Below are 25,782 nucleotides of genomic sequence, written 5' to 3'. Positions count from 1 at the left end.
TATTAAATAAAAAAGGTTATATTTGGAACTTCAAAAACAGATGTAGTAGTATCTCTGTGAATTGAGACAGCAAAGTTGTGAATAAAAAATGAATAAAAAAAATCATTTTACTATTGTTTTTCTCATTTTTTTTTCGCAAGAGTTAAATGTTAATACTTGTTAATTATATACTTTTCAATTCTATGGAAAATTTGTACTTCGATTATGTACTGAGAACCCGCTATGGTGAAACTGACCAAATGGGAGTTATTTACTATGGTAATTATCCTCAATACTTAGAACTTGGGCGGGTGGAATGGTTGCGCTCACTGGGAATTTCGTACAAAGAAATGGAAAAAGAGGGCGTGATGTTACCTGTGGTTTCTTTGCATATAGACTACAAAAAACCAGCATTTTACGACGAACTCATTACCATCAGAACTCAACTAAAAGAACTTCCAAGTTCAAAAATAACATTTGATTATCAGATAATTAACGAAAAAGGCGAGGTAATATCTACAGCAAATACTACTTTAGTTTTCGTAGATGTAAACACGTGGCGACCAGTACGCTGTCCTCAAAGGATTTTAGATGCAATACAGCAGAAAATGAAATCTTAAAGATTCATTTCCTTACTGGCTTCAAATAGAAATTTTTTCTCTTCCTCAGTTAAACTTGTATAGCCACTGGAGCTAATTTTCTCTAAGATAACATTAACCTTATGTTGTTTTATCTTTTGAGATTCACTCAATTTCGATCGTGATTCTGAGGGCTTTATAGCTTTTGAGGAAATTTGTTTTTTTGTTAATTTTTTATAATTGTTTCGTTTCAGTTGCAATGGATATTTACCTAATAAAGCTAAAAAACATCCTATAAAAGCTCCACCTATGTGAACAATTTTTCCGCCAGGATCGGAAGCAAATTGAATTATGTCAAAAGCTAATAAAAGCAACGCGACATACCACAAACGCATACGAATGGAGAAAAAAACATTGACCACATAGGTAGGAGCCATAACACAAACAAAAAAGAGCATTGCTATAATAGCTCCCGACGCACCTAACAGGATGGTATTTTCAAAAAAAACAGAAGGCAAAAAATATACTGATAAAAAACAGATTCCTCCGAAAAATATTCCCGAAAGATAAACCTTTAGAAATTGCTTATTATTGAATAAATTAAAAAATATTTGCCCTACCAAATACAAAAAAAGCATATTCCAAAACAGATGTTGCCAACGTGCATGGAAGAAGGCATACGTAAAAATAGTCCAAGGTTTTGTTAGAAAAACATCCCACTTTTGAGGCATACCTACCCATTGATTGAGTTGTTCTTGCGAAATTAAACCTAAAGAAACTACCGAATATCCAACAATGAATAACAAAATGTTGACAATAGCTATCTGCTCTGCCGTATTTAAGCTTTTTATTTTACGATTGATATTCAATTTATGATGATTTTGAAAGGTTTTATCCGTTAATGGCTATCACTCGAATTTCAGAGTTTTGCAATTGATCTTGCAACAAATTCTCAATACCATTTTTTAAAGTCATTGTTGAAGATGGACAACCGCTACAGGCTCCTTGTAAAATCACCTCGACCTGATGAGTTTCTTTATTGTACGACACAAATTGAATGTTTCCCCCATCGGATGCTACGGCAGGTTTTACATATTCATCCAATAAGGCTACGATTTTTTGCGAAGTAATGTCTGTTACTAATGGTGATTTTTCTATTTGTTTTTCATTCGTAACTTGTTCTTTTTTAGTCTCTTTATCTAAAACAACTTTATTTCCATCTGCCAAGTAGGTACGAATAAACTCGCGTAATTCCATAGTGATTTCAAACCATTTTACCGATTCATCCTTGGTTATTGAAATGTAATTTTCATCAAAAAAAACTTCTTTAACAAAAGGAAAATCAAACAATGCCTTTGCTAATGGCGCATTTTGTGTTTGCGTTACATTCTTGTATTCCAAAACCACAGGTACAATTTGTTTATTAACCACAAACTTCATTACCGTGGGGTTGGGTGTACTCTCTGCATAAACCGTTATAGGTAATTTTTTTAGTGGCTGTTCTGTGGTAATCAACTCATTACCGGAATTTATATATACCGAAATCTGTTCAGCCAACTCTTCTTGAACATCCGCCCATTCTACAATCGGATAGCGTTTCAAAGCAATAAAATTACTGGAAATATATACTGTTTTGATAAAAGGCAGATAGAAAAGCTGTTGTGCTAAAGGTGAATTTTTAGCCTCATCAATGTTATTAAATTCGTAGCTACCTTTGACCAAAATTTTTGATGCTTCCAGTTTAATAATTTCCGGATTACTGGTTGGTTGTATGGATATTGTCACTTCACTCATTGTTCTATTTTTTTTGGCAAAGCTATCCAATTTTGTGATGTTTTAAAAATTTACGAATACAATTTATTCATTCATTAAAACACTCTTTACTAAAAACACTGATTTTCAACACTATAAAACATGCAGACAAAATTAATTTGAAAAATAAAAGACTAAAAATTCTTTTATTAATTTATTTTGACTACATTTGCAGTGTTAAACTATTAAGACTAAATAAAATATATTATGCGAAAATATCCATTATTGCTCGTTTTATTACCGCTTGGTTTACAAGCTCAGATGAAACAAATTATTGAAAAAGAAGAAAATGTTATTACTGATGTGATGACAGCTTCAATGTTGAAAGACGTCACCTACAAGGACGACAAACCTAATGTGGAGGTTATTTTAGAAACTGAGTTCACTAAAGAAGTTCGGATAACCTTCAAAGAGGGGCAAATAATGAAACGCCACAAAGCTCCTCGTGCCATCGTAGTACAGGTTCTTGAAGGAAAAATTAATTTCGAAGTAGGAGAAACTATTTACCAACTAAACAAAGGTGATTTCATTACACTCAAAGCCACTATCGTACATGAGCTAAAAGCTCTTGAAAACAGTGTTGTTCGTCTGTCTCTTTCTAAATATGAAACTCAAGAGATTGAAAAGTCTAAGAAATAATTATAACCGATTATTAATAAGTAATGAACAAACAACAAGGACACTGGCTTTTAGCCAAAATGGGGAAAAAAGTATTACGACCAGGAGGAAAAGAACTTACCCTTAAAATGATTGATAACTTGGTTGTTAACAATGATGATGTGGTAGTGGAATTTGCTCCAGGATTGGGATTAACTGCGGAAATAACATTAGCAAAAAATCCGGAAAATTACATAGGTATAGAACTTGATGAAGAAGCCGCTGAAAAGTTACGGAAAAAATTTGCGAAAAAAAATGTGCAAATCATCAACAAAAATGCTGCCGAAACCGAATTACCTGAGCAAGTAGCCAATAAGGTGTATGGTGAAGCTATGCTAACGATGCAAGCCGATCACCGCAAAAGGGAAATCATCCGTGAGGCACATCGCATTTTAAAACCAAGAGGGCTATATGCCGTTCATGAGCTTGGATTGACACCCAATGATATTGACCCAGAGGCTAAAGCTACCATTCAACGGGAACTCGCTCAAGTTATAAGGGTTAATGCACGACCTTTGACAGTGAGTGAATGGAGTGACATAATTGAAAGCGAAGGTTTTAAAATAATAAAAGTGGAAACAAATCCAATGCATCTACTTGAAAAAAAACGTATGATCCAAGATGAAGGTTTTTTCAGAACTCTAAAAATAGGATTTAATATTCTTACCAATCCCGATGCACGGAAACGCATTCGAGCGATGCGAAAAGTATTCCGCACGTATGAAAATAATCTAAACGCAGTAGCGATTGTAGCTGAAAAAAAATAATTTTTTAGTTTTCTAAAAAAATGTACTTTTGCTGAGGATAAAGATGAACATAACTCATTTTTATCCTCTTTTTCTTCAAAAATGATTTTTTTATATATGAACGTACAATTGATTCTATTTGTAATTCTACTGTATTTCGGTATACTGATCTCTATCTCTTATTTCACATCACGCAAAACAGGTGATGAAACCTTTTTTACGGGTGATCGCAAATCCGCTTGGTTTTTAGTGGCTTTCGGAATGGTAGGTAGTGCTTTATCGGGAGTTACCTTTGTATCATTGCCTGGATCTGTGGCTAATAATCATCTGTATTTTTCTCAATTTGTGATGGGAAACGTAGTAGGATATATGTTCATCGCATTTGTACTAACTCCCTTGTACTACCGCTTGCAATTGGTGTCTATTTACGGTTATTTGAAAGAACGTTTTGGTAAAGTATCTTACAAATCGGGGTCGCTTATTTTCTTGGTTTCACAATCGTTTGGTGCTGCATTACGATTGATGTTGGCTACTAAAATACTCCAATTAGCATTTTTTGACAGAATTGGTATTCCTTTTTACTTAACAGTAATTATCATCATTGTTTTTGTTTGGCTTTATACCTTTAAATCGGGGATAAAAACTATCGTTTGGACAGACACATTACAAACTTTTTTCCTGATTATAAGTATTGTAGCCATTGGAATAGGAATCTCGGATACGCTAGATATGTCTTTTTCTGAAACTGCACAGCAGATTTACAACCATAAATATTTTGACTTTTTCAATTGGGACACTAAATCTGGGAATAATTTTTTCAAACAGTTTATTGCAGGTTTTTTTGTATCGGTGGCTATGATTGGATTAGATCAAAATATGATGCAAAAAACACTAACTTGCAGAAATATTTGGGATGCTCAGAAAAATATGCTCACTTATAGTCTTGTGTTGGCAGGTACACAAATTTTGTTTTTATGCTTAGGAGTTTTATTGTATATCTATGCTGAAAACATGGGAATTATATTGGAAATTGACCCTAAGGGTTTGGTATTAAATACCGATAATTTGTTCCCTAATCTGGCTTTAAATTATTTGGGTATTGTCGCAGGAATGTGTTTTTTATTGGGCATCATTGCAGCATCTTTCTCAAGTATTGATTCAGCATTAACGGCATTGACGACATCCTTTACGTATGATTTTTTGGATATGTCGAAAAAAACATCTCAACAGAAAAAACGTTACAAAAATTTAGCTTTGTTCGGTTTTTCGATTGTTATTTTTTGTATCATAATGATATTTTCTCAAAGTAAGGGAGACGTTATCTCTCTGATTTTCAACATTGCTGGATACACCTATGGACCTTTATTAGGCTTGTTTATCTTCGGAATGTTTACAAAAATGAAAATCCATGACAAATGGGTATGGCTGGTATGTATAGCCTCTCCCCTACTTACTTATGCTTTAAGTATTTACTTAAAAAATCATTTCAAGTTTGATTTCGGTTTTGTAAGCATTGCTGTTAATGGAATTTTAACTTTTTTCGGACTGTTGTTATTACACAAAAGGAATTAATTTAATTGCTAAATAACACAATCAAAGAAGATTATCCGAAACCTTAGTAGATTTGAAATACTTCTTTTAGAAAATTAAAAATATCTTTATTTATTTTAATTCTTAATAAACTTTTATATCTTTGCCGAGAATTAATCTAAACATAAATAAAATGAAAAAAGTAAACATTTTAATTTTAACACTCGGTCTATTTATCAATGGATATGCACAAAACAAAAAAGACATTGCTGCCATAAAAAACATGTGTGGTTGCTATGAGGTAACTTTTCGATATGCTGAAACTTTTCGATATGGAGCTGATTCCACCTATGTTCCATCAAAGCCCAGCCGTTCAAAAGCATTGGAATGGGTAGAAGCTGTTGAAGACAAAAAGGATAAAATTGTATTACAGCATTTATTAATTGTTGGAAAGAAAGGTAACGAACGTATCATCAAACATTGGAGACAAGATTGGGAATATCAAAACAGAAATTTTTACACCTATGAACTTGGGGATCAGTGGCTTTTCTCACAAAAACCGAAAAGTGACGTAAAAGGTCAATGGACACAAAAAGTGTTCCAAGTAGACGATAGTCCTCGTTACGAACAAACAGCTACATGGGTACACGTTGACGGAAAAAGTTTTTGGGAAAGTGAGGTTGTTTCTCCTCTACCTCGTCGCGAAGAAGAAGTGAGAAGCGATTACAATGTGATGTTCAGAAGAAATCGACATGAAATCACCAATTATGGTTGGTTACATGAACAAGACAATGATAAAATTCTCCGACGTGATGGAAAAGATGATTTAGTAATTGCCCAAGAGAAAGGATATAATACCTACAAGAAAGTAGATGATGAAAAATGTAAAGCTGCTAAAGATTTTTGGCAAAAACACCACGAAAAATGGGGATTAGTTCGAGCAAAATGGAATGAAATATATGCTAAAAACGCAACACTACGTTTTGAAACAAAAGTAGACGGAAAAACCCTTTTTGAGTATCTTTTCGACGAAGAAAATTACAAAACCAAAGAAAAAATAGACGAAATCATTCAAAAATTTGTCCTCTAAGAAATAATTTTTAAGAAAAACACACAAAACGAATTCACTCACTTTAAATGCATCTTTATCCGACTTTTTTAACAGAGAGAGACTATGTGAGGAATTCTGTTTTGTGTGTTTAATTTTTGCTTTAAAATCAAACAATTAACCTCTATCCAAGTTATCATTCCAATTTATCGAAAAAGGCGACTATCTATGATGATAAGGTTCATTCTTGAGAATAGTAAATGCTCGATAAACTTGCTCAACAAAAAATAATCGAATCATCTGATGCGAAAACGTCAATTTCGACAAAGAAAGCATTCCATTGGCTCGTGCATACACCTCTTGAGAAAATCCATAAGGTCCTCCAATCACAAACGTAAGCTGTTTGATGCCTGTATTCAATTTTTTTTGAATGTATTCTGAAAAACCAACAGAAGTATATTCTTTTCCTCTTTCATCTAAAAGGATTAGTTCGTGCGAAAGCTCTAATTGCTTCAAAATCAACTCTCCTTCTTTCGTTTTTTGCTGTTCTTCACTCAACGATTTACTATTCTTAAGGTCGGGAATGGTTACCAATTCAAAATTTATGTAGTGCAACAATCGTTTTTCATAATCTGAAATAAGTTGTTGCAAATTTGAATTATCGGTTTTCCCTATTGTAATTAGTTTGATATTCATTTCTTACTTTTTAGAATATATATATTAAAGAAAAGCAACGGTTCCCCTAATTTTTATTTTTCACCGACTACAATAGGCTTCAATAAAAAATTCTGAGTTCCAGGTTGGAGTACAATTTGAAAATAAATGAGACTATCCAAGAAAATTGTTTTATGGGACACCGATAAAAACTTCAATCCCTTTGGATAGTCTCATAAAAAAGATTATTCTTTTTAGAAGAAAAGTCGTTCTCTTTCTCCTTTTTCATTGATTAACTCCAATGAATTTCGGTTTCTTGATGAAAGACTTGCTACGATATTTTTCAATTCATCAATGTCTTTAATAGGTTTTGAATTTACTGCAACTAACACCTTTCCTACCACCGAAACATTGTTGTATTCATAAAATTGGGAAGCTCCCGTAACTTTAACTCCTGTTTTGGTTTTAAATTTCTTTTGGTCAACTTCGGAAAGGTTTTTAACCTCCAAGCCCAAAGTGTTAACCACATAAGTAGTATTTTTCTTTAAGTTAACTGTCGTATTACGTTCTTTTCCTTCTCGGTCGTATATAACTTTAAGCTGATCACCTGGACGCTTAGAAGCAATATAACCACTCAAGTCGGAGTACTTGTGAATACGAACATTATCAATTTGCTTGATTATATCTCCTTTTTTAATACCTGCAGCCCCTGCTCCTGATTCCTCATCTACTGAATCCACATAGAAACCTTCGGTTTGTTTTATGCCTAATCTTTCTGCATTAATAGAGTTTAATTCGGTTCCTCGAACCCCCAATACACCGCGTTGTACGTTGCCGTATTCAATCAAATCTTCAATCACCTTTTTGGCTATATTACTCGGAACAGCAAACGAATATCCCATATAAGTACCTGTTGTTGAAGTAATAGCTGTATTTATACCTATTAAATCACCTTTTAGATTTACCAAAGCACCTCCGCTGTTACCTCGATTCACAACAGCATCAGTTTGAATAAACGATTCTACTTTATCATTACTGCGTTCACTAATATTACGTGCTTTAGCACTGATAATCCCTGCTGTTACGGTTGAGTTCAAATTAAAAGGATTCCCTACAGCTAACACCCACTCCCCTATTTGAGTGTTATCAGAATCAGCAAAGGTTAAAAAAGGCAGTTGTTCTTCGGCTTCAATTTTAAGCAATGCTATATCTGATGAAACATCAGTGCCTATCAACTTAGCCGTGTAAGTTTTGTTGTTGTTGAGGGTAACTTCCAAAGTAGTAGCATCAGCTATGACATGGTTGTTGGTCACGATATACCCATCGGGAGTAATAATTACTCCTGAGCCTGTTCCAACTTGAGTTTGGCTTCCTCCACCATAAAATAAATCAAAAACGGAATTTCCTCCACCTTGTTTAGTAGCTACATTTTTGATGTGTACCACACTATTGACAGTTTTATTTGCTGCCTCAACAAAACTGTTTTCATTCAATTCAAAACGAGTTCCGCCAACATGGTTATTGGTTTGTACAAAATTTGGTTTTTCAGTTATCACGGGTTGTGCAACGGAATCTGTTTTGTCAAGAAACAATTTATACCCCCCTAACGATAGTATACCGCCTAAAAAAGCAGCCGATACAATACTTGCATAATTCTTCATACGGTTTAAATTTTAATCAATTATTTTAATATTATATTTTTAACAAAGTCATTTCGTATTGTGCAATAATTATGCCAAAAAGCACGGATAGACTAAGGTCATTTTAAGAAAATCAATGCGAATTTTCTAATGAATAAATAATTGCTTTTTTCATTTGTGTATGAATATAATCCTTTACTTCAGCGTAGGAAATATCATATTTCCGGTCGATATTTGTAAATTTTTCGGGAAAATCAGCTAAAATTTTATCATAATAGGCATCTAAACGCTCTCTTGACGGCATTTCATAATCTAATTTCAATTGAAAACGCCGTAGAAGAGCAAAATCAATAAAATCAATATGGTTAGTAGCACAAATTAACACACCTTCTTTTGGAAAATAATCAAATAATTGGATAATCGTATTCACTAAACGACGCATTTCACCCACATCTCGTTCGTCGTCAGTACGAGTTTTACCGATTTGGTCAAATTCATCTAAAAATAAAACAGCCTTTTCGCGCTGAGCTTTATCAAAAACTGCTTTTAAATTTTTTGAAGTTTCTCCAATACGAGAATTTACTAAATTACTCAAATTCAATATGAAAATAGATTTTCCCAACCGATTAGCGATTGATTTTGCGGTGGTTGTTTTTCCACAACCAGAAGCTCCATAAAATAAAATTTTGTTATCAGCTTGTAGGCCATATTTCATTAATTCGGCAATATGTTCGTGTTCTTTGATAAGTTGTTGCAATGCCGTTTTATTTTCATCGGACAGAAAAATATCCTCGAAGGGAATTGATTCCCTATCATGGATTATAAAATCGCTTGTTACCATTTCTTTTAAATTACAATCGCTGACAAATTTACATCTATTTTTCTAAAGTTCATAGCAAACAAAAAAATGTCTGTCGTAATTTTGCACATAAAACGACTTCACTCGTTTTTTTTCGTATTTAGATTAAATGTTGCAAAGAAAATTAATATTTAAGAGAAAAAAAACTTGAAGAACATAAAAAAAGTGTAAACCAAGTAGTTACTCGATTTACACTTCTTACTGCGGAGAGAGAGGGATTCGAACCCCCGGAGGTGTTACCCTCAACGGTTTTCAAGACCGCCGCATTCGACCGCTCTGCCATCTCTCCAATTGCACTTGTTATCTCACTTATGCGGTTGCAAAAGTACGACTTTTTTTTATTCCTGCAAATTTTATAGCTTATTTTTTTATTTTTTTTGAAAATATTTTATATCCTATTCATTTTAAGTTACTTATAAACTTTTTTTTTGAAGCAAAACATTTTACTATTTTTGATTTTATAAAACTACAGAAGTAAAAAAAACATTAATATATTTATTTTCAATAAAATAAATCTGAGAACATTTATCTAACTCGCCGATATAAAAATTATTTTATGGTAAAAATTATATTTTTTTGAATATTTTTTTATTTTGTGCAATTATCTATCTATATTTGTTTCCTAAAAAGGAATAGTTACAAAAAATGAAAAAACAATTATTAATTGGAGCATTCACAATACTTTTTACTTGTCCAATTGTTAATGCACAGGAAGGAACGCGTATCCAAAACACAAAAAATCAGAAAAAAGAGAATACGCTTAACAGCCAATTTGAAAATCTAATTTCTCAGTCTAATTCGTGGCAAAATTATAAAGTTATCGACAAAGGTAGCCTAACCGTTTATCAACGCAACGTGATGGATAGTTTGGAAAGCGTAAAATCAAAAATTAAAGCTCAACAGCAGGTTGTCGATGCCCACGAAAATGAAATAAAGAAATTGAATAACAATATTCTTTCATTGGAAAATACACTTGAAGAGACACGTAATGAAAAAGATAGTGTTAGTCTTCTGGGTATTTTACTACCAAAATCTACATATTCACTGATTATGTGGAGCATCGTTTTATTGTTGATAGCTATGCTTGTTTTTTATATCTACCGCTACTCCAATAGCAATGTCATAGCCAAAAAATCAATGCAAGATTTAAACGATTTACAAGAGGAATACGAAAATTACAGAAAATCGGCAATCGAAAGAGAGCAAAAAGTACGTCGTCAGTTACAGGACGAAATTAACAAACACAGATAAAATGCGTATTGATATTATTTCAGTTATTCCTGAATTGATAGAAAGTCCATTTAATGCTTCGATCATGCAACGTGCTGCAAAAAAAGGACTTGTTGAGGTCTATTTCCATAATTTAAGAGATTATAGCACAGGGAGTTATAAACAAGTAGATGACTACCAATTTGGTGGCGGAGCTGGAATGGTACTTATGATTGAGCCTATCGACAAATGCATATCGGCCTTGAAAGCTGAACGTTCGTACGATGAGATCATTTATATGACTCCTGATGGTGAAACACTAAATCAAAAGATAGCAAATCGGTTATCACTTTATGAAAATATCATTATTCTTTGTGGACACTATAAGGGAGTTGATCAACGTGTTAGAGATCAATTTATTACGAAAGAAATTTCTATCGGAGATTATGTACTTTCGGGAGGAGAATTGGGTGCTGCCGTTCTGTGTGACGCTATCATCCGCCTGATTCCGGGTGTTCTGAACGATGAAACTTCTGCTTTAACAGATTCTTTCCAAGATAATTTACTTGCACCACCTGTTTATACGCGTCCCGCTTCTTACAAAGGTTGGGATGTCCCAGAGGTGTTGATGAGTGGAAATTTCCCTGAAATTGAACAGTGGCGGGAAAAAAAAGCCTATGAACACACCAAAAATAGACGTCCTGATTTGTTAAATAAAGAGTATTAAAAAGGAGGACTCTTTTCTAAAAAATATCGAGAATATTAATTTACTTCATAAAGTTAAAAACGCCATTACCGTTTTGGTAATGGCGTTTTTGTGTATTGCTAAAATTGTTTCTTATTTTTCACATCCTGATTGGTAATTGCTATTTTAATAACTTCTTCCATTTCAGTTACATAATGAAAAGTGAGTCCTTTCAGATAATCCTCACGAATTTCCAATACATCTTTTTCATTTTCTTTGCAGAGTATGATTTCTTTGATACCTGCTCTCTTTCCTGCCAAAATCTTTTCTTTGATTCCTCCTACTGGAAGCACCTTACCTCGTAGGGTAATTTCTCCCGTCATCGCCAGATGTTTTTTTACTCGTTTCTGAGTGAAAAGCGACATCAACGAGGTCAGCATGGTGATTCCTGCACTGGGACCATCTTTCGGAGTTGCTCCTTCAGGAACGTGAATATGGATATTGTTCTCAGAAAATAATGTAGGTTCAATACCAAATCGTTCAGCATTAGCTTTGATATATTCCAATGCAATGGTTGCCGATTCCTTCATGACTGTACCTAAGTTCCCCGTGATATTGAGTGTTCCTTTCCCTTTGGACAATGCCGATTCAATGAACAAAATGTCACCTCCAACGCTTGTCCATGCTAACCCCGTAACAACCCCTGCTATATCATTATCCTCATAACGGTCACGTTCCATTCTAGCAGGACCTAAGATTTTGGTTATTTCCTCCAATGATAATTTTGACTCATATGGCTCTTCCATGGCAACCGACTTGGCACAAAAACGCACCAACTTAGCTATTTGTTTTTCCAAACCACGTACTCCGGATTCGCGTGTATATCCTTCAACAACACGTTCAATTTCCTTTTTACCCAAAGAAAGGTCACGACTTTTAAGTCCATGTTCTTCCAGTTGCTTGGGTAATAAATATTTCTTAGCAATTTCAACCTTTTCTTCAATGGTATATCCCGTTACATTAATGATTTCCATACGGTCACGAAGTGCTGGTTGGATGGTTGAAAGTTCATTAGCTGTAGCTATGAACATGACCTTGGACAGATCATATCCTACTTCTAAAAAATTGTCATAAAATTCACTATTTTGCTCAGGATCAAGAACTTCCAACATAGCAGAAGAAGGATCTCCATTGTGGGAATGACTCAACTTGTCGATTTCGTCCAATACAAATACAGGGTTAGAGGTTTTAGCTTTTTTCAATAACTGGAGAATTCTCCCAGGCATTGCACCAATGTACGTTTTGCGATGTCCACGAATTTCAGCTTCGTCACGTAACCCTCCTAACGACATACGGACATATTCACGATTCAACGCTTTAGCTATTGATTTCCCTAAAGAGGTTTTCCCTACGCCAGGAGGCCCATAAAAACACAAAATAGGTGATTTCATATCGTTACGAAGTTTCAATACTGCTAAATGCTCAATAATGCGTCGCTTAACTTCTTCTAAACCGTAATGGTCTTGGTCAAGTACTTTTTGAGCCCGTTTCAAATCAAAATTATCCTTTGAGAACTCATTCCAAGGCAGTTCCAATAACGTATCCAAATAGTTTCGTTGTACTGAATACTCGGCTACTTGAGGGTTCATCCGTTGTAGTTTTCCCAATTCTTTCTCAAAATGTTCCTTGATTTTATCATCCCATTTTTTAGTTTTGGCTACTTTTTTCATCTCCTCAATTTCCTCCTCATAGGAAACGCCTCCCAACTCCTCTTGGATAGTTTTTATTTGCTGATGTAGGAAATATTCACGTTGTTGCTTGTCAATATCAAAACGTACTCTGGACTGAATATCATTACGAAGTGTAAGTTTTTGCAGTTCCAAATCTAAGTATTTTAACGCACACAACGCACGATCTTTCAAATCGTTTGTCTCTAATATTTCTTGTTTCTCTTTTACGAGAGCGTTCATGTTAGATGACACGAAATTCACTAAAAATGCCCCACTCTCTATGTTTTTTATGGCAAACGTAGCTTCGGAAGGTAAATTTGGATTTTCACGTATGATTCGCGTAGCCAAATCCTTAATAGACTCGATAACTACGCCAAATTCCTTATCATTTTTTGGAGGACGTGTTTCCTCTACCTCTTTGATAGTGGCTGTGATATATGGTTTTTCCTCCAAAATAGTATCAATTTCAAAGCGTTTCTTTCCTTGGATGATAATGGTAATATTCCCATCGGGCATTTTGAGTACTTTCAGAATACGTGCTACAGTTCCCAAATGATAAATATCTTTTCCCGTAGGTATTTCGACATTTTCATCAATTTGAGCCACAACTCCAATAGTTTTTGACCCTTCGTTAGCATCGTTTATCAATCGCACCGAAGCATCACGCCCTGCTGTGATGGGAATCACTACCCCGGGAAACAGCACCATATTTCGCAACGGAAGAATCGGTAAAACGGTAGGTAAGGATTCCTTTTGTATTTCTTCTTCATCTTCAGCTGTTAATAGAGGAATAAACTCTGCATCTGTATCGATGGTTTCAGATGAAAAACTGTCAAAATTGCTTAATTTCATTTTCATAAATGGTATATAATATGTCATTTTGTCGTGAATTTATATTCTTCCGACAAAAAAATATGATTCAAAAATAATATATAATACTATAAATAAAATAGTTACACCTTAGTCAAAGGAACAACTGATGGTAGTACAACAATTGTTGTGCCACAAAATGTAGCAAAGACATGTAAACACATTAAAGACTCCCTAAAAAATTGAATCATACTACAAAGAGGAAGTAGACAATGGTAGGTAAAACTATGTTTTGTATTTTGGTGCGAAATAGAAACAAAAAACACCGATAAACCATTCTGATTCATACGGTGTTTCTTTTTTTCTGCAAAAATGCTCGGTGACCTCGTCAGGATTCAAACCTGAAACCTCTTGAGCCGTAATCAAGTGCTCTATTCAGTTGAGCTACGAGGCCGCAGTTGTTATTAATTCGGGTGCAAAATTACGTGTTTTTTTTAAACTTCCAAATTTTTTATCTTTTTTTTTTCAAAATATTTTTAGTAGATAACTCAAACAACTGTTTATGAGAACTTTATTAAAAAAGTTTTAAGCTCAGTACTTAATTGCGTATATTTTCAATGATTCAACACTGATTTTTCAGCATTTTGACCGCTTTTTATTGACATTGGAGATTTGGCATTAAGAAAATCAGTGAATAAAGCGTGAAAATTTTCCACTGTTCGAATCGACCGCGGGAAGCAAGTTTGGAAAATTTGTCGGAAGCCGATTGATTATTTTTTAATGCCCGTGTGGCTCGCACTTTTGGTTATTTTTCATTTAAGGAAAAGAACAATGAATGAAATAATGAACTCAAAAAATGAATTATCTTCTATTTATAAACAATCTCATTGAGTGAACAAGTGAATTATAGAGATTATAGGGGCTTTCCTGAATACAAGTTGTGTTGTTGTTTATAAAAATTCTCTAAAGTAAATGCAAAAAATATTTTGATTTTTAAGGAATATACTAAATAATTTATTACCTTTGCTTGACTTAAATATCTAAAAAAAAATCACATTTTAAAAAATATTTACATTTTATGTTAGAAAAAAGTATTGAAACAGCAAAAACTTGGCTTTCAGATGCTTTCGATGCAGAAACGCGTAAAAAAGTACAAGAACTCTTAGACGGAAATTTAGATGAATTGAAGGAATCGTTCTATAAAAATTTAGAATTTGGAACGGGAGGAATGCGTGGTATTATGGGTATCGGAACGAACCGAATTAATAAATATACCCTTGGGAAAAACACACAAGGACTTAGTAACTACCTTAAAAAATCATTCCCTAACGGTGAAATCAAAGTGGCCATAGCTCATGATTGTCGTAATAATTCAAAAAACTTAGCGAAGGTGGTAGCTGACGTGTTTACGGCTAATGGAATTAAAGTGTTTTTATTTTCGGACTTACGCCCAACTCCTGAACTTTCATTTGCCGTACGTCATCTGGGGTGTCAATGCGGTATCGTTTTGACGGCTTCGCACAACCCTCCTGAATACAACGGTTACAAGGTTTATTGGCAAGATGGTGGGCAGTTGGTTCCTCCGCAAGATGGTGAAATTATGAAATCTATCGATACCATTGATTTTAAAGATATTAATTTCAATGCTAATGAAAATTTATTACAATGGATTGATTCTGAATTAGATAACGCTTTTGCCGAAGCTTCTATCAAAAATGGAAGTTTTAATGCTCCGCAGAAAGAAAATCTTAAAGTGGTGTTCACTTCCTTGCATGGAACTTCGATTACTATGGTTCCTGAAGTATTGAAAAGAGCCGGATACACCAATGTGCATATTGTTGAGGAACAAGCTACTCCTGACGGGAATTTCCCTACCGTAAAATCACCCAATCCTGAAGAGCCAGAAGCTTTGACAATGGCTTTGAAAAAGGCTGAAGAATTAGGTGCCGATATCGTTATAGGAACTGATCCTGACTGTGACCGTGTAGGAGTTGCCGTACGTGATTTGGACGGAAAAATGACTCTACTCAACGGAAATCAAACAATGGTTATGATGACTTTGTTCCTACTTCAAAAACATAAAGAAAAAGGATTTAAAGGTAATGAGTTTATAGGCTCAACTATTGTTTCTACACCAATGATGAATGATATTGCTACTGCATTTGGGGTTGAATGCAAAGTTGGTTTGACAGGTTTCAAATGGATTGCTAAGATGATAAAAGACTTTCCAGAACAAACCTTCGTTGGTGGTGGTGAGGAAAGTTTTGGATATATGGTTGGTGATTTTGTACGTGATAAAGATGCAGTAACAGCCACATTATTAGCGTGTGAAATCGCGGCAACAGCCAAAGCCTCAGGAAGTTCATTCTATAAAGAATTGGTACGAGCCTATGTGGATTATGGTTTCTACAAAGAGTATTTAATTTCTTTAGTGAAAAAAGGCATTTCAGGTTCCGAAGAAATTAGCCAGATGATGAAAGATCTGCGTCAAAATCCATTGAAAGAAATTTATAATGAAAAGGTAACAATGGTAGAAGACTATCAGACCTCCAAAGCACATAATCTTTTAACGGGTGAGGTGGAAGATATTGATATTCCAAAATCGAATGTGTTAATATACTACACAGAAAAAGGAACGAAAATAGCTGCACGTCCGAGTGGAACAGAGCCTAAAATTAAGTTCTATTTTAGCGTAAATACACCTTTAGACAGTATTGAAAACTTCAAAAAGGTTGAAAAAACCTTGGATGAGCGAATTAAAAATATCGTAAAAGACATGAAATTAGAAGGATAAACCTTTAATTTTGGTAGAGACGCATCCTATAGCGTCTCTACTTTTTTTAATCATTACTTCTCTCCTTCTCTAATTATTTTTGATGGTAAATTCTAATACTAATAGGATTAATACCTAAAATTTTTTTTCTTTCCATATACTTCTGATAATAGAACTTTTATCGAAAATAGAATTAGCATAAGGCTGTATTCTCAAACATTGTTTAAAGTTAAAATGTTCATTTTAAGATATGTACATTTCTTATAAAGACAAAAAATTCTTTTTAACATAAAATTAGTTTACTAAGGATAATATATTCATTTTTTTATTGTATATTTGCTCTACACTGTCTTTTGTTTTTAACACAAAAGACAATTCAAAAACAATTTCAACGAAATGAAACATATTACGTGTATAATTTGTATTATATTTTATTTTCTATGCTTCTCAATAAAGGCACAAAGTATAAAGACGGAATTTAAAATCCGTTATGAGGCTTTTGTTAAAGGAGATATTAAAATCATAGGGAACAACATCGTCAATCGAGAAGATCGTCGTAACAATTCTAATATTCCTTTTGATGATCGCAGTCGTGGAGCAAAACTCAATGATGAGTTGAATATGCAATACATTGATGTGGATGATGATCCGACAACATTTTCTTCCAGTAGTGCCAGTTTTTCGTTTGAAGGAAAACAAAAAGCCAAAGTGATTTACGCAGGACTTTATTGGACAGCTACCTATCCTTACACATCAGGAACTCTCAAAGGCACCAACTACGGGATTAAGGATGGTACTCGCGAAAATTCTCAAAGTGTGATGATAAAAACGCCTTCTCGCAAAGATTATGTACATTTGCAAGGAGAGTTGATTTACGACGGTTCTAAAGAACACTCTTTAAAAGGAATTTCCCCTTATGTTTATTATGTGAATATCAGTTATTTATTAACAAATACTGCATCTGAAGGAGAATATACGGTTGCTAATATACGTGCAGCAACTGGGCATATTGCAGGAGGCTCTGCTGCAGGTTGGGCATTGGTTTTAGTCTATGAAAATGAGGATAGCAACATAAAAAAAATAATCACTTATGATGGATTTGAAAGTATCAGTAACGAGCCTAAAACATTTTCTTTCAGTGGATTCACTACTCCATCAAAAGATGCATTTCAAACTCGTATCATGGGAATTACCCTCGAAGGTGACTTCAGTATGGGAGGTGATCAGGTGACAATCTCAGTCCCTGCAAGTGGAAAATCATTGACTTTAGAAAGTAAAATTCGCCCACAACGGAATTTCTTCAACAGTGCTATTACATGGAATGACGAGTTTGTAAGGGAAAGAAATCCTGCAAGCCAAAACACCTTAGGTTTTGACATTTTCAAAATGGACATTCCTAATGTGAATCAAGAATTGATTCCAAATGATGCCTCTTCACTGGATTTGACTTATTCCAAAAGTTTGGACAGGTATTATTTGTTCTTTACTGCCTTGGAAATCGAAAATAATCCAGATGCTATAACGCGTTTACATAGTAGCACACGTGTGACCAAAATCAGTGCTGAAGATGTTAATAAAGGATACTATATTGTGGTAGGAGTATTTTTAAATCAAAAGAACGTGAAAAAACGTATTCAAGAAATGCAAAGTCATGGATACAAAGCCGATACGTTCCACTACAAAGAACAAGTTTTGAACTACGTTTATTTAGAAAAATACGATTCCTATGAACAAGCACTCAAGCGAGTAGAAGAAATTAAGAATGAAGGGAAAATCCCCGATCCTTGGATTTTAGACGTAGAAAATTATTTGTAAAATGAACCTAAGATAATTTCTTTTTCAATTATATTCGTATTTTTGCACCCCAATAATCAGAAGAATGTTAGATAAAGAAACGCAAAAAGCGGTTGATAAAGGAGAAATGCTTCCTCTAATGGAAGCATTTTACACAATTCAAGGAGAAGGATTCTACAAAGGAACGGCGGCTTATTTCATTCGCGTGGGAGGCTGTGACGTAGGGTGTCATTGGTGTGATGTAAAAGAAAGTTGGGATGCAGAAAAACATCCACCAACACACATAGAAGATATCGTAAATCAATCACTTAAGTATTCGAAAACTATTGTAGTTACAGGGGGAGAGCCATTGATGTGGAATATGTTTCCTCTGACCCAAAAGTTAAAAGAAAAAGGAATGAAAACCCATATCGAAACTTCTGGTTCCCACTCATTAACAGGTATTTGGGATTGGATATGCTTATCTCCTAAGAAGTTACGTTTGCCAACTTCTGAAATTTATCAGAAAGCAAATGAACTAAAGATTATTATCTACAATAGTCATGATTTTATTTTCGCTGAAGAAATGGCAAGTAAAGTATCGGATGATTGTATTTTATATCTCCAACCCGAATGGAGTCGTCGCGATAAGGTAATTCCTGAGATTGTTGATTTTGTGATGAAAAATCCAAAATGGAAAGTATCTTTACAAACGCATAAATATTTGAATATCCCATAATTATTAAATTATAGAATAAAATGAGAAAATACGTATACTTGTTTGGAATTGTTTCTTCCTTAATTTTTGCTTGTAACGATGGAGATTTGGAAGTAGAAACTATTTCCTTCGAAAACAATGAAGTGCTATCCTGTACTGCTGACACTACGGCTACGTTTTTGTTTAAGTACAACGGCAAACAAGCTATGATTTTAGAATTACCTCAAGGGGTACTAAAAAACAGTGAGAATAACACTAAAGGGAAAGTAGCGAGTAACTATAAGTTATACTATCGAAGTTTTTCTGAAAACGTTTCAACAAATTATTTCTGTGCCAATTATCCTCCCGCAAACCCTTTGGTTCAGTCTCAGTTTGAAGCGACAGGTGGCTCCATTACCATAGATACGAAGCCTATAGTGAATACAATGACAAATCAAGTAGAACGCTATGATCATCAAATCACGATTAGCGATTTGGTAATTCTCAACGCAGAAGGCAACAAAGTAGTAGATTCTGAATTTATTTTTGGTGTATATCAAACACGAAAGTAGCTATTTTTATGAAAAAAAGACAAATAGGCTTGTTTTTTGGTTCATTCAATCCCATACACATTGGTCATATCATTATTGCTAATCATTTAGTTGAGCATAGTGATTTGAGCGAGGTTTGGTTTGTGGTTACACCTCAAAATCCGTTTAAGCAAAAACGGACATTATTGAATAATTATGACCGACTCGAAATGGTACATCGGGCTGTGGAAAGTTACGAAAAGCTACAACCCTCTGACATTGAATTTCATTTGCCTGTACCAAATTATACTACACACACTCTCAGTTACTTAGAAGAAAAATACCCTACCGTAAATTTCGCTTTGATTATGGGAGAAGACAATCTGAAAAGTTTCCATAAATGGAAAAACTATGAACACATTTTAGCGAATTATCCCATATATGTTTATCCACGTATTTCAGAAGGTGAAGTGCCAAAAGAGATTGAAAATCAAGGTAATATTATTCATGTAGATGCACCCATTATAGAACTATCTGCAACTTTCATTCGTGAGGAAATTAAAGCTCAACGCAATGTACGCCCCCTGTTGGATGCTAAAGTATGGAAATATATTGACGAAATGGGATTTTATAGGTAGCATTTGTATGGAACTACGGAGTTATAATTATTGATGTAAAGAGTTATAAATAAATGAAATACACTCGATTAACTAAAGAACAATTAGAAGCGTTGCACCACGATTTCGCTGTGTTTTTGGCTACTCAACAAATTACGGCTGACGAGTGGGAGCAACTTAAAAAAGAGAAAAAACATATTGCTGAAGAAGAAATAGATATTTTTAGTGATTTGGTGTGGGAAAAAAGCTTACAAAAAGTATCTTTTTTAGAACGAATAGATAAAAAATCAATCCATTGTTTTCATTTTCAGGATACTAATGCTAAAATGATTTCAGTTCAAGTGTCGGATGGCAATATTGATTTGACAGAACCTGAAGGTTTCCTATGGTTGAAAAAAAATATGTTATCAGATGATGTTCAACTCTTTACAGGAGAAAAGACATACACCACCGAACGGAACATGGAAATTTTTAACCTTATTCAACAAGGAATGCAAATTTCTGATGGACAGTTATTTATCTCACTTAACGAGATGTTGAATTGAAAAAATATGCTTTTTGAAGTTGATTGTTAACTGATTACTCCTATTCCTGTAAACAATATCATTTGAAAAGTATCGTACTTGGAGCATTATGTCCGAAACTTGGCAGTCTAAAATCATCGTTTCTTGAATTGGTGATTTCGTAGATGTTATTTCCCACTCCGGGTATCTCAGGGAAGTAACAGAAGGAAAATTGGAAGTTATGAAAAAGAAGATAATCATTGGAAATGTAAAAACCTATAGCAAATTTTGGGTACATCCCTACGTTGAAAAAAGACGTATGCTCACGACCGATAATCCCTAATTCTACATTTAAAAAAGGACTAATTCGGAAACCATACCAATGGAAAGGGCTGTACAATTGGGTTTGAGAGACTAACAATAGCTTACGTGTGCCATCATAGATATTACTATCGAAATCCTTCATTCCTTCTTTTTCGTTAATCGTTATCTTATCATTAATATGGGTAGCACGATTGAATCCCATCACAAATTGGGCTTTGGCAAATTCTCGAAAATACCAATTCCCTAAAGTGAACAAATTTGAAAAAAAGCTTAATTCCCCTTTGATTGCCACCCGATGAGCTCTACCATTGGACAGAAATCCACCTGCTTCGGTATCTATAGAGAAATATCCTTTATCCGTATAATTTGCCCACGAAGCTCCTATTCCTAAATACGGATAATAATTGAGATTCTTTTTCGATACCCCCGAAGTACCAAAAAACGAATGACCAATGCTAACATCCTCAATATCACCATGCCTAAAAATGTATCTGTCTTGTACAAAACGGGTGCTATTTAAACTTAACTTACTTAAAAATAACTCTTCGTCAGAATAGAAATTTCCTACATTGAGTGAGTCTACTGGAGTTTCAAGAAATTTAGTTTGCTTGTAACGTGCCGAAATAATAGCTCTATGGATACTTTTATCATCACTGTTTTTCAATGGAATAGCGTAGCCTCCATAAGCATCATATATTCGATACTTTATATAAGGATATAACAAAGAATCATTGACAAACATACGTTCTGCTTGTCGATTTTCGTAAAAAGCTATTCTACCTGTCCACCGAGCGTAAGGCGAAAATAAGGGACGATCTAGTACCAAACGCCCCGAATACTCTTCCAAATCTTGGTAATAGGAAGCGATACCGTCAATGTGTGTGTTTTCGATATTTCGAGCTCGGTAGTAAATACCTTTTCCATTTTCACTAAATTTCTTGAAGTACTGACGATAGGTCAACGATAGTTGGTGTCCTATCCCAAAAAGATTGTATTCACTGACGCGTATCCATCCTCGTTTGTCTGTCCAGTCTGAATCGAAAAACATAGTCCAACTATCTAAAGCAACTACCTGAATATCAATAGAATCTGACACAGGTGTTATTGGTATTGGACGAATCACCACTCTACGAATATAGTTCTGATCTCGTAAAATACGTTCCGACTCCTGTACCAGTAGTGAATCCAATCGATCATTTTTTGAAAACAACAATTGCTTTTTTACTGTTCCTCGCTTAGTTTTATTATGCAAGGAATTACCATAAATTTCTAATTTTTTTCCTGGTTTTTTGGATAAATCTTTTTCGCTATATCCAAAAGGGTCTAAGGTAATGATTTCTATATTTCGAATAATTTTTCCTTGATGCGGTTTGAAATTTATTTCATCAGTTACTTTACCCGTTTGTGGAGTAGTTACCTTGGGCTTTGTGAATAAAAAATCGTAAATTTTCTGTGTAAGTTTTCTTTTTTTGAGATATTCTCCAGCATCTTTGTAGAATTTATCATCTCTTTGTGTTTTTAATGAATCTATTTGTACCATATCCAAAGAGTCAATCACTTGAGAGGTCACATTTTGTAATCCTACAAGCAAAAGAGATAGATATAGACATAATTTTTTCATTTATTATCTTCTTTTTTCAAAAAAATCTACTAATAGTTTTGATGACTCATCGGCTAATACTCCACTAATAATTTGTGTTTTTGGATGTAATTTCACTCCGGTTGTTTGAAAGCCTCGTTTAGGATCGGATGCACCGAAAACAACTTTTGAAATTTGGCTCCAATATAAGGCTCCTGCACACATGGTACATGGTTCTAAGGTCACATAAAGTGTACAATCTTTCAAGTATTTACCTCCTAAGTAATTGGAAGCCATCGTAATAGCTTGCATTTCGGCATGTGCCGTTACGTCTGTGAGTAATTCAGTCAAATTGTGAGCCTGGGCTATAATTTGTCCTTGAATAGTTATGATTGCTCCTACAGGAATTTCATTCTTATCGAAAGCTTTCTCTGCCTGTTCTAAGGCTCTTCGCATAAAATAAAAATCATCCATAATTTAATGTATTGATTCTTAGTAATATTAAATAAATGTATAATTTTTAGGATTGTCCCAAGGACTAAAATAGTTTGATTTTGTTTTCTATTAAGACAAAATCAAACTACTTTTTTATTATTCTAATTTGTTGGATTTTCTTATTTTCCTCCAAAAAATCCACCTAAAACATCGCCTAAGCCTCCGTTTTTTGATGAAGTGCTGGAATTTCCTAACTTTCCTATAACATCATCTAAAATATTTCCATCTCCGTTAGCGTCTAACAATGAGGTTAATAGATTTCCACCACTACTATTTCCTGTTAATGTTGAAAGTAAACCTCCCAATCCACTTGCCGATGAAACGTTGTTTTCTGACATTTTCTTAGCAATAAAACTCATCAGCACAGGAGCTAAAATTTTTAAAATTTGTAATACATTCGATGAGGAAACTCCTGTCTTTGAGCTAATTGCATCGGATAAAGTAGATTCTTTACCACCTAAAAGATGTCCTAAAATACCTGATCCTTCATTGGTTAAGGGACTATCTCCTTTGTTTTCAAACAAACTTCCTAAGTTATTCAATAAATTTCCGTTATGTTTGTCACTGGTTAAAGCACTGAGCAAACCTGTTGCCGCCTGTTCATTATCACTTTTGTTTTGCATTGCTCCCAATAGCAAAGGAGTTGCCATTTCAATCACAGACGAAGCTTTTGAAGGAGAAACACCCGTTTCTTTGCTTACGCCATTTACAATTTGTTGAAAATTATTTTCGCCTAGAAAGTCTAAAATTCCTGCCATATTTAATTTATTTATCATTTATTTTTTTTATCACCACTTTGTCCGAACAATTTTCCAGAGTTACTTCTATTTCCTTCTCAGCAATTACTCCTTCAATTACGTATATCTTACAGGGTGTCGCTTTGGTGTCGCTTTTAGAAAACAGCACATCTCCATGGGTAAATAATTCTATAAAATCATCCTTTGTTAGAGAAGTTTGGATATCTACTTCTATTATTTTTGAACGTATGTCTTTCAATACTCTACAATTGGGAAAATAGCAAAAAGGTTCTGTATCTTTTTTCTTGAAGAAGAAAGCTACGAAAACGATACCAATTCCAAGTCCAATAGAATAATATCCGAAGCGTTTTAAAATTGACATATTTTATATGAATAAAAGATTTATGGGTTTATAAGGGATACCAAACCACTGTGAAATCGTGTTATCTGTTAATACTCCATGGTAGAAATAGAGCCCATTTCTCAATCCCTTATCGATATGTAACACGTTTTCAATGCCTCCCTCCTCACCTATTTTCAACAGATAAGGAGTTAAAATATTACTCAACGAAAAGGATGCTGTTCGAGCATATCGTGAAGCGATATTCGGAACACAATAATGTATCACATTATGTTCCATGAATGTAGGTTCTGCAAATGTCGTAATTCGACTGGTTTCTACACATCCTCCGGTGTCGATACTCACATCTACGATTACCGCCCCTCTTTTCATAGTTTTTACCATATCTTCATTCACTACCACAGGAGAGCGATTCTCCCCACGCATCGCACCGATAACCACGTTACATCTCATCAATGCTTTTTTCAACACCTTAGGCTGCAAGGTTGAGGTAAAAACATTTTCATTCACGGCCTGTTTCAGTTTTCGCAAATTAGCCAAAGAATTATCAAAAACTTTCACTTTGGCTCCTAATCCAATGGCAGACTTCACTGCAGCTTGAGTAACTTCATTAGCTCCAAGGAAAACGACTTCAATGGGGGGAACTCCAGTAATATTTCCAAAAAGAATACCTCCTCCTCCATAAGATGTATTTCCGATAAGTTCAGATGCTACTAATACGGATGCCACTCCTATAATTTCACTAATCGACTGAACTACAGGGTGATTATATTCATCATCTTGAATGTATTCAAATGCCAACGCAGTTATTTGTTTCTTAGCTAAAGATGTGAAATAGTCTTTGTCTTGGGTTTTTATCTGTAAGGCAGAAAGAAGTACAGATTTGGGTTTCAAATGCTCAATTTCAGCTTTTGTAGGAGGTTCAACCTTTAAAACAATCGGACATGACAACACCTGTTCAGAGTCATAAACAATCTGAGCTCCTGCTTCGCTATAATCGCGGTCAGAAAAATTTGCCTCCTCCCCTGCTCCTGTTTCTATTAGGATTTGATGACCATTTGCTACCAAAACGGCAACATCGTCAGGAGCCAAACAAATACGTCGCTCTTGAAAGGTATGCTCCTTAGGTAAACCTATTTTTAGCGACACTTGTTGATTTGACACAGCTAAACACTCCTCTTGAGGTAAAAACTTTGAAAATGTGGATATTGAAGACATAATCTTTACTCTTTCGAGGGTACAAATATAAATAGAAAACCATTAATAACAAAAACTATTTTTTGAATAGATATGAATTTTGATTTTCATATTTTTATGTATATTTGCAAAAGTCGAAAAATTCACGTCTAAATACGTCATTGGGATGCTTCGTAGAGGGTACTAATTCAAAGGATTTTACCGTTAACGAATGGAAAATATGACAAAAAAAGAGATGTAAATTATTTTTAGATTACCA

The 25,782-nt window shown here is 34.3% G+C and carries 24 protein-coding genes and 2 tRNA genes; 13 read left to right on the top strand and 13 right to left on the bottom strand.

Annotated elements, in window-relative coordinates; genetic code table 11:
- The first annotated feature begins 182 nt into the window (after positions 1-182).
- Complete coding sequence (locus CGC52_RS11165; protein WP_095894401.1) at positions 183-599, top strand: thioesterase family protein; 417 nt, start codon at positions 183-185, stop codon at positions 597-599.
- Here the strand turns inward: CGC52_RS11165 and CGC52_RS11160 are convergent.
- Both CGC52_RS11160 and CGC52_RS11155 read right to left on the bottom strand, forming a co-directional pair.
- Positions 596-1,426 (bottom strand): rhomboid family intramembrane serine protease, encoded by an 831-nt coding sequence (locus CGC52_RS11160; RefSeq protein ID WP_095894400.1) that lies wholly within the window; start codon positions 1,424-1,426, stop codon positions 596-598. The genes CGC52_RS11165 and CGC52_RS11160 overlap by 4 nt on opposite strands.
- Positions 1,427-1,448: 22 nt before the next feature.
- On the bottom strand, positions 1,449-2,351 hold the full coding sequence (locus CGC52_RS11155) for a NifU family protein (protein ID WP_042006965.1): 903 nt from the start codon (positions 2,349-2,351) through the stop codon (positions 1,449-1,451).
- A 225-nt stretch (positions 2,352-2,576) separates the two neighbouring features.
- Here CGC52_RS11155 and CGC52_RS11150 point away from each other — a divergent pair, with 225 nt between their 5' ends.
- The 4 genes from CGC52_RS11150 to CGC52_RS11135 all read left to right on the top strand — a co-directional run bounded on the left by CGC52_RS11150 (position 2,577) and on the right by CGC52_RS11135 (position 6,392).
- Entirely contained in the window at positions 2,577-3,008 is a 432-nt protein-coding gene (locus CGC52_RS11150; protein ID WP_231554065.1) for a cupin domain-containing protein, read from the top strand.
- 23 nt (positions 3,009-3,031) lie between these two features.
- Entirely contained in the window at positions 3,032-3,793 is a 762-nt protein-coding gene (locus CGC52_RS11145) for a class I SAM-dependent methyltransferase (RefSeq protein ID WP_095894399.1), read from the top strand.
- 81 nt (positions 3,794-3,874) lie between these two features.
- Entirely contained in the window at positions 3,875-5,344 is a 1,470-nt protein-coding gene (locus tag CGC52_RS11140) for a sodium:solute symporter (protein ID WP_232751819.1), read from the top strand.
- A gap of 151 nt (positions 5,345-5,495) precedes the next feature.
- The gene (locus CGC52_RS11135) at positions 5,496-6,392 is read left to right on the top strand and encodes a DUF6607 family protein (RefSeq protein WP_095894398.1); all 897 of its coding nucleotides are present in this window, start codon (positions 5,496-5,498) and stop codon (positions 6,390-6,392) included.
- A 180-nt stretch (positions 6,393-6,572) separates the two neighbouring features.
- Here CGC52_RS11135 and rlmH read toward each other — a convergent pair whose 3' ends face one another.
- The 4 genes from rlmH to CGC52_RS11115 all read right to left on the bottom strand — a co-directional run bounded on the left by rlmH (position 6,573) and on the right by CGC52_RS11115 (position 9,792).
- Positions 6,573-7,046 (bottom strand): 23S rRNA (pseudouridine(1915)-N(3))-methyltransferase RlmH, encoded by a 474-nt coding sequence (gene rlmH / locus CGC52_RS11130; protein ID WP_095894397.1) that lies wholly within the window; start codon positions 7,044-7,046, stop codon positions 6,573-6,575.
- A 212-nt stretch (positions 7,047-7,258) separates the two neighbouring features.
- Complete coding sequence (locus CGC52_RS11125) at positions 7,259-8,665, bottom strand: S1C family serine protease (protein WP_042344559.1); 1,407 nt, start codon at positions 8,663-8,665, stop codon at positions 7,259-7,261.
- A 112-nt stretch (positions 8,666-8,777) separates the two neighbouring features.
- Entirely contained in the window at positions 8,778-9,485 is a 708-nt protein-coding gene (locus tag CGC52_RS11120) for an AAA family ATPase (protein ID WP_095894396.1), read from the bottom strand.
- Positions 9,486-9,707: 222 nt separating this feature from the next.
- Positions 9,708-9,792, bottom strand: a tRNA-Ser gene (locus tag CGC52_RS11115).
- Between the two features lie 356 nt (positions 9,793-10,148).
- Here CGC52_RS11115 and CGC52_RS11110 point away from each other — a divergent pair.
- Positions 10,149-10,754 (top strand): hypothetical protein, encoded by a 606-nt coding sequence (locus tag CGC52_RS11110; RefSeq protein WP_042006975.1) that lies wholly within the window; start codon positions 10,149-10,151, stop codon positions 10,752-10,754.
- A gap of 1 nt (position 10,755) precedes the next feature.
- On the top strand, positions 10,756-11,439 hold the full coding sequence (trmD, locus tag CGC52_RS11105; protein ID WP_095894395.1) for a tRNA (guanosine(37)-N1)-methyltransferase TrmD: 684 nt from the start codon (positions 10,756-10,758) through the stop codon (positions 11,437-11,439).
- A gap of 98 nt (positions 11,440-11,537) precedes the next feature.
- Here trmD and lon read toward each other — a convergent pair whose 3' ends face one another.
- Positions 11,538-13,979, bottom strand: a complete 2,442-nt coding sequence (gene lon / locus CGC52_RS11100; RefSeq protein ID WP_095894530.1) for an endopeptidase La — start codon at positions 13,977-13,979, stop codon at positions 11,538-11,540.
- Positions 13,980-14,317: 338 nt separating this feature from the next.
- A tRNA-Arg gene (locus CGC52_RS11095) sits at positions 14,318-14,391 on the bottom strand.
- Between the two features lie 624 nt (positions 14,392-15,015).
- Between CGC52_RS11095 and CGC52_RS11090 the strand changes: the two genes are divergently transcribed.
- From CGC52_RS11090 to CGC52_RS11065, 6 genes are all read left to right on the top strand, one after another.
- A complete protein-coding gene (locus CGC52_RS11090) occupies positions 15,016-16,731 on the top strand; it encodes a phospho-sugar mutase (protein ID WP_095894394.1) in 1,716 nt (571 codons plus the stop codon).
- A 375-nt stretch (positions 16,732-17,106) separates the two neighbouring features.
- Positions 17,107-18,525, top strand: coding sequence for an SPOR domain-containing protein (locus tag CGC52_RS11085; RefSeq protein ID WP_095894393.1), 1,419 nt, complete (start codon positions 17,107-17,109; stop codon positions 18,523-18,525).
- 64 nt (positions 18,526-18,589) lie between these two features.
- Complete coding sequence (locus CGC52_RS11080; protein ID WP_042006983.1) at positions 18,590-19,222, top strand: 7-carboxy-7-deazaguanine synthase QueE; 633 nt, start codon at positions 18,590-18,592, stop codon at positions 19,220-19,222.
- A gap of 20 nt (positions 19,223-19,242) precedes the next feature.
- Positions 19,243-19,752, top strand: coding sequence for a hypothetical protein (locus CGC52_RS11075; RefSeq protein ID WP_042006985.1), 510 nt, complete (start codon positions 19,243-19,245; stop codon positions 19,750-19,752).
- A gap of 8 nt (positions 19,753-19,760) precedes the next feature.
- Positions 19,761-20,348, top strand: a complete 588-nt coding sequence (gene nadD / locus CGC52_RS11070) for a nicotinate (nicotinamide) nucleotide adenylyltransferase (RefSeq protein ID WP_042344556.1) — start codon at positions 19,761-19,763, stop codon at positions 20,346-20,348.
- Positions 20,349-20,401: 53 nt separating this feature from the next.
- On the top strand, positions 20,402-20,872 hold the full coding sequence (locus CGC52_RS11065) for a DUF6495 family protein (protein ID WP_042006989.1): 471 nt from the start codon (positions 20,402-20,404) through the stop codon (positions 20,870-20,872).
- 58 nt (positions 20,873-20,930) lie between these two features.
- Here CGC52_RS11065 and CGC52_RS11060 read toward each other — a convergent pair whose 3' ends face one another.
- From CGC52_RS11060 to CGC52_RS11040, 5 genes are all read right to left on the bottom strand, one after another.
- Positions 20,931-22,775, bottom strand: coding sequence for a hypothetical protein (locus tag CGC52_RS11060; protein ID WP_232751818.1), 1,845 nt, complete (start codon positions 22,773-22,775; stop codon positions 20,931-20,933).
- A gap of 3 nt (positions 22,776-22,778) precedes the next feature.
- The gene (locus CGC52_RS11055) at positions 22,779-23,207 is read right to left on the bottom strand and encodes a nucleoside deaminase (protein WP_095894392.1); all 429 of its coding nucleotides are present in this window, start codon (positions 23,205-23,207) and stop codon (positions 22,779-22,781) included.
- A gap of 140 nt (positions 23,208-23,347) precedes the next feature.
- Positions 23,348-24,004, bottom strand: a complete 657-nt coding sequence (locus tag CGC52_RS11050) for a DUF937 domain-containing protein (RefSeq protein WP_232751817.1) — start codon at positions 24,002-24,004, stop codon at positions 23,348-23,350.
- Complete coding sequence (locus tag CGC52_RS11045) at positions 23,994-24,347, bottom strand: hypothetical protein (protein ID WP_095894391.1); 354 nt, start codon at positions 24,345-24,347, stop codon at positions 23,994-23,996. Before CGC52_RS11045 ends, CGC52_RS11050 begins: the two co-directional genes overlap by 11 nt.
- 3 nt (positions 24,348-24,350) lie before the next feature.
- Positions 24,351-25,535: an alanine dehydrogenase gene (locus CGC52_RS11040; protein ID WP_042007019.1), complete on the bottom strand. Its 1,185-nt coding sequence runs from the start codon at positions 25,533-25,535 to the stop codon at positions 24,351-24,353.
- Between the last annotated feature and the right edge of the window lie 247 nt (positions 25,536-25,782).

This window comes from Capnocytophaga sp. H2931, assembly GCF_002302535.1.
GTDB lineage: Bacteria > Bacteroidota > Bacteroidia > Flavobacteriales > Flavobacteriaceae > Capnocytophaga > Capnocytophaga canis.
This window is presented reverse-complemented; position numbering and strand designations above follow the sequence as displayed.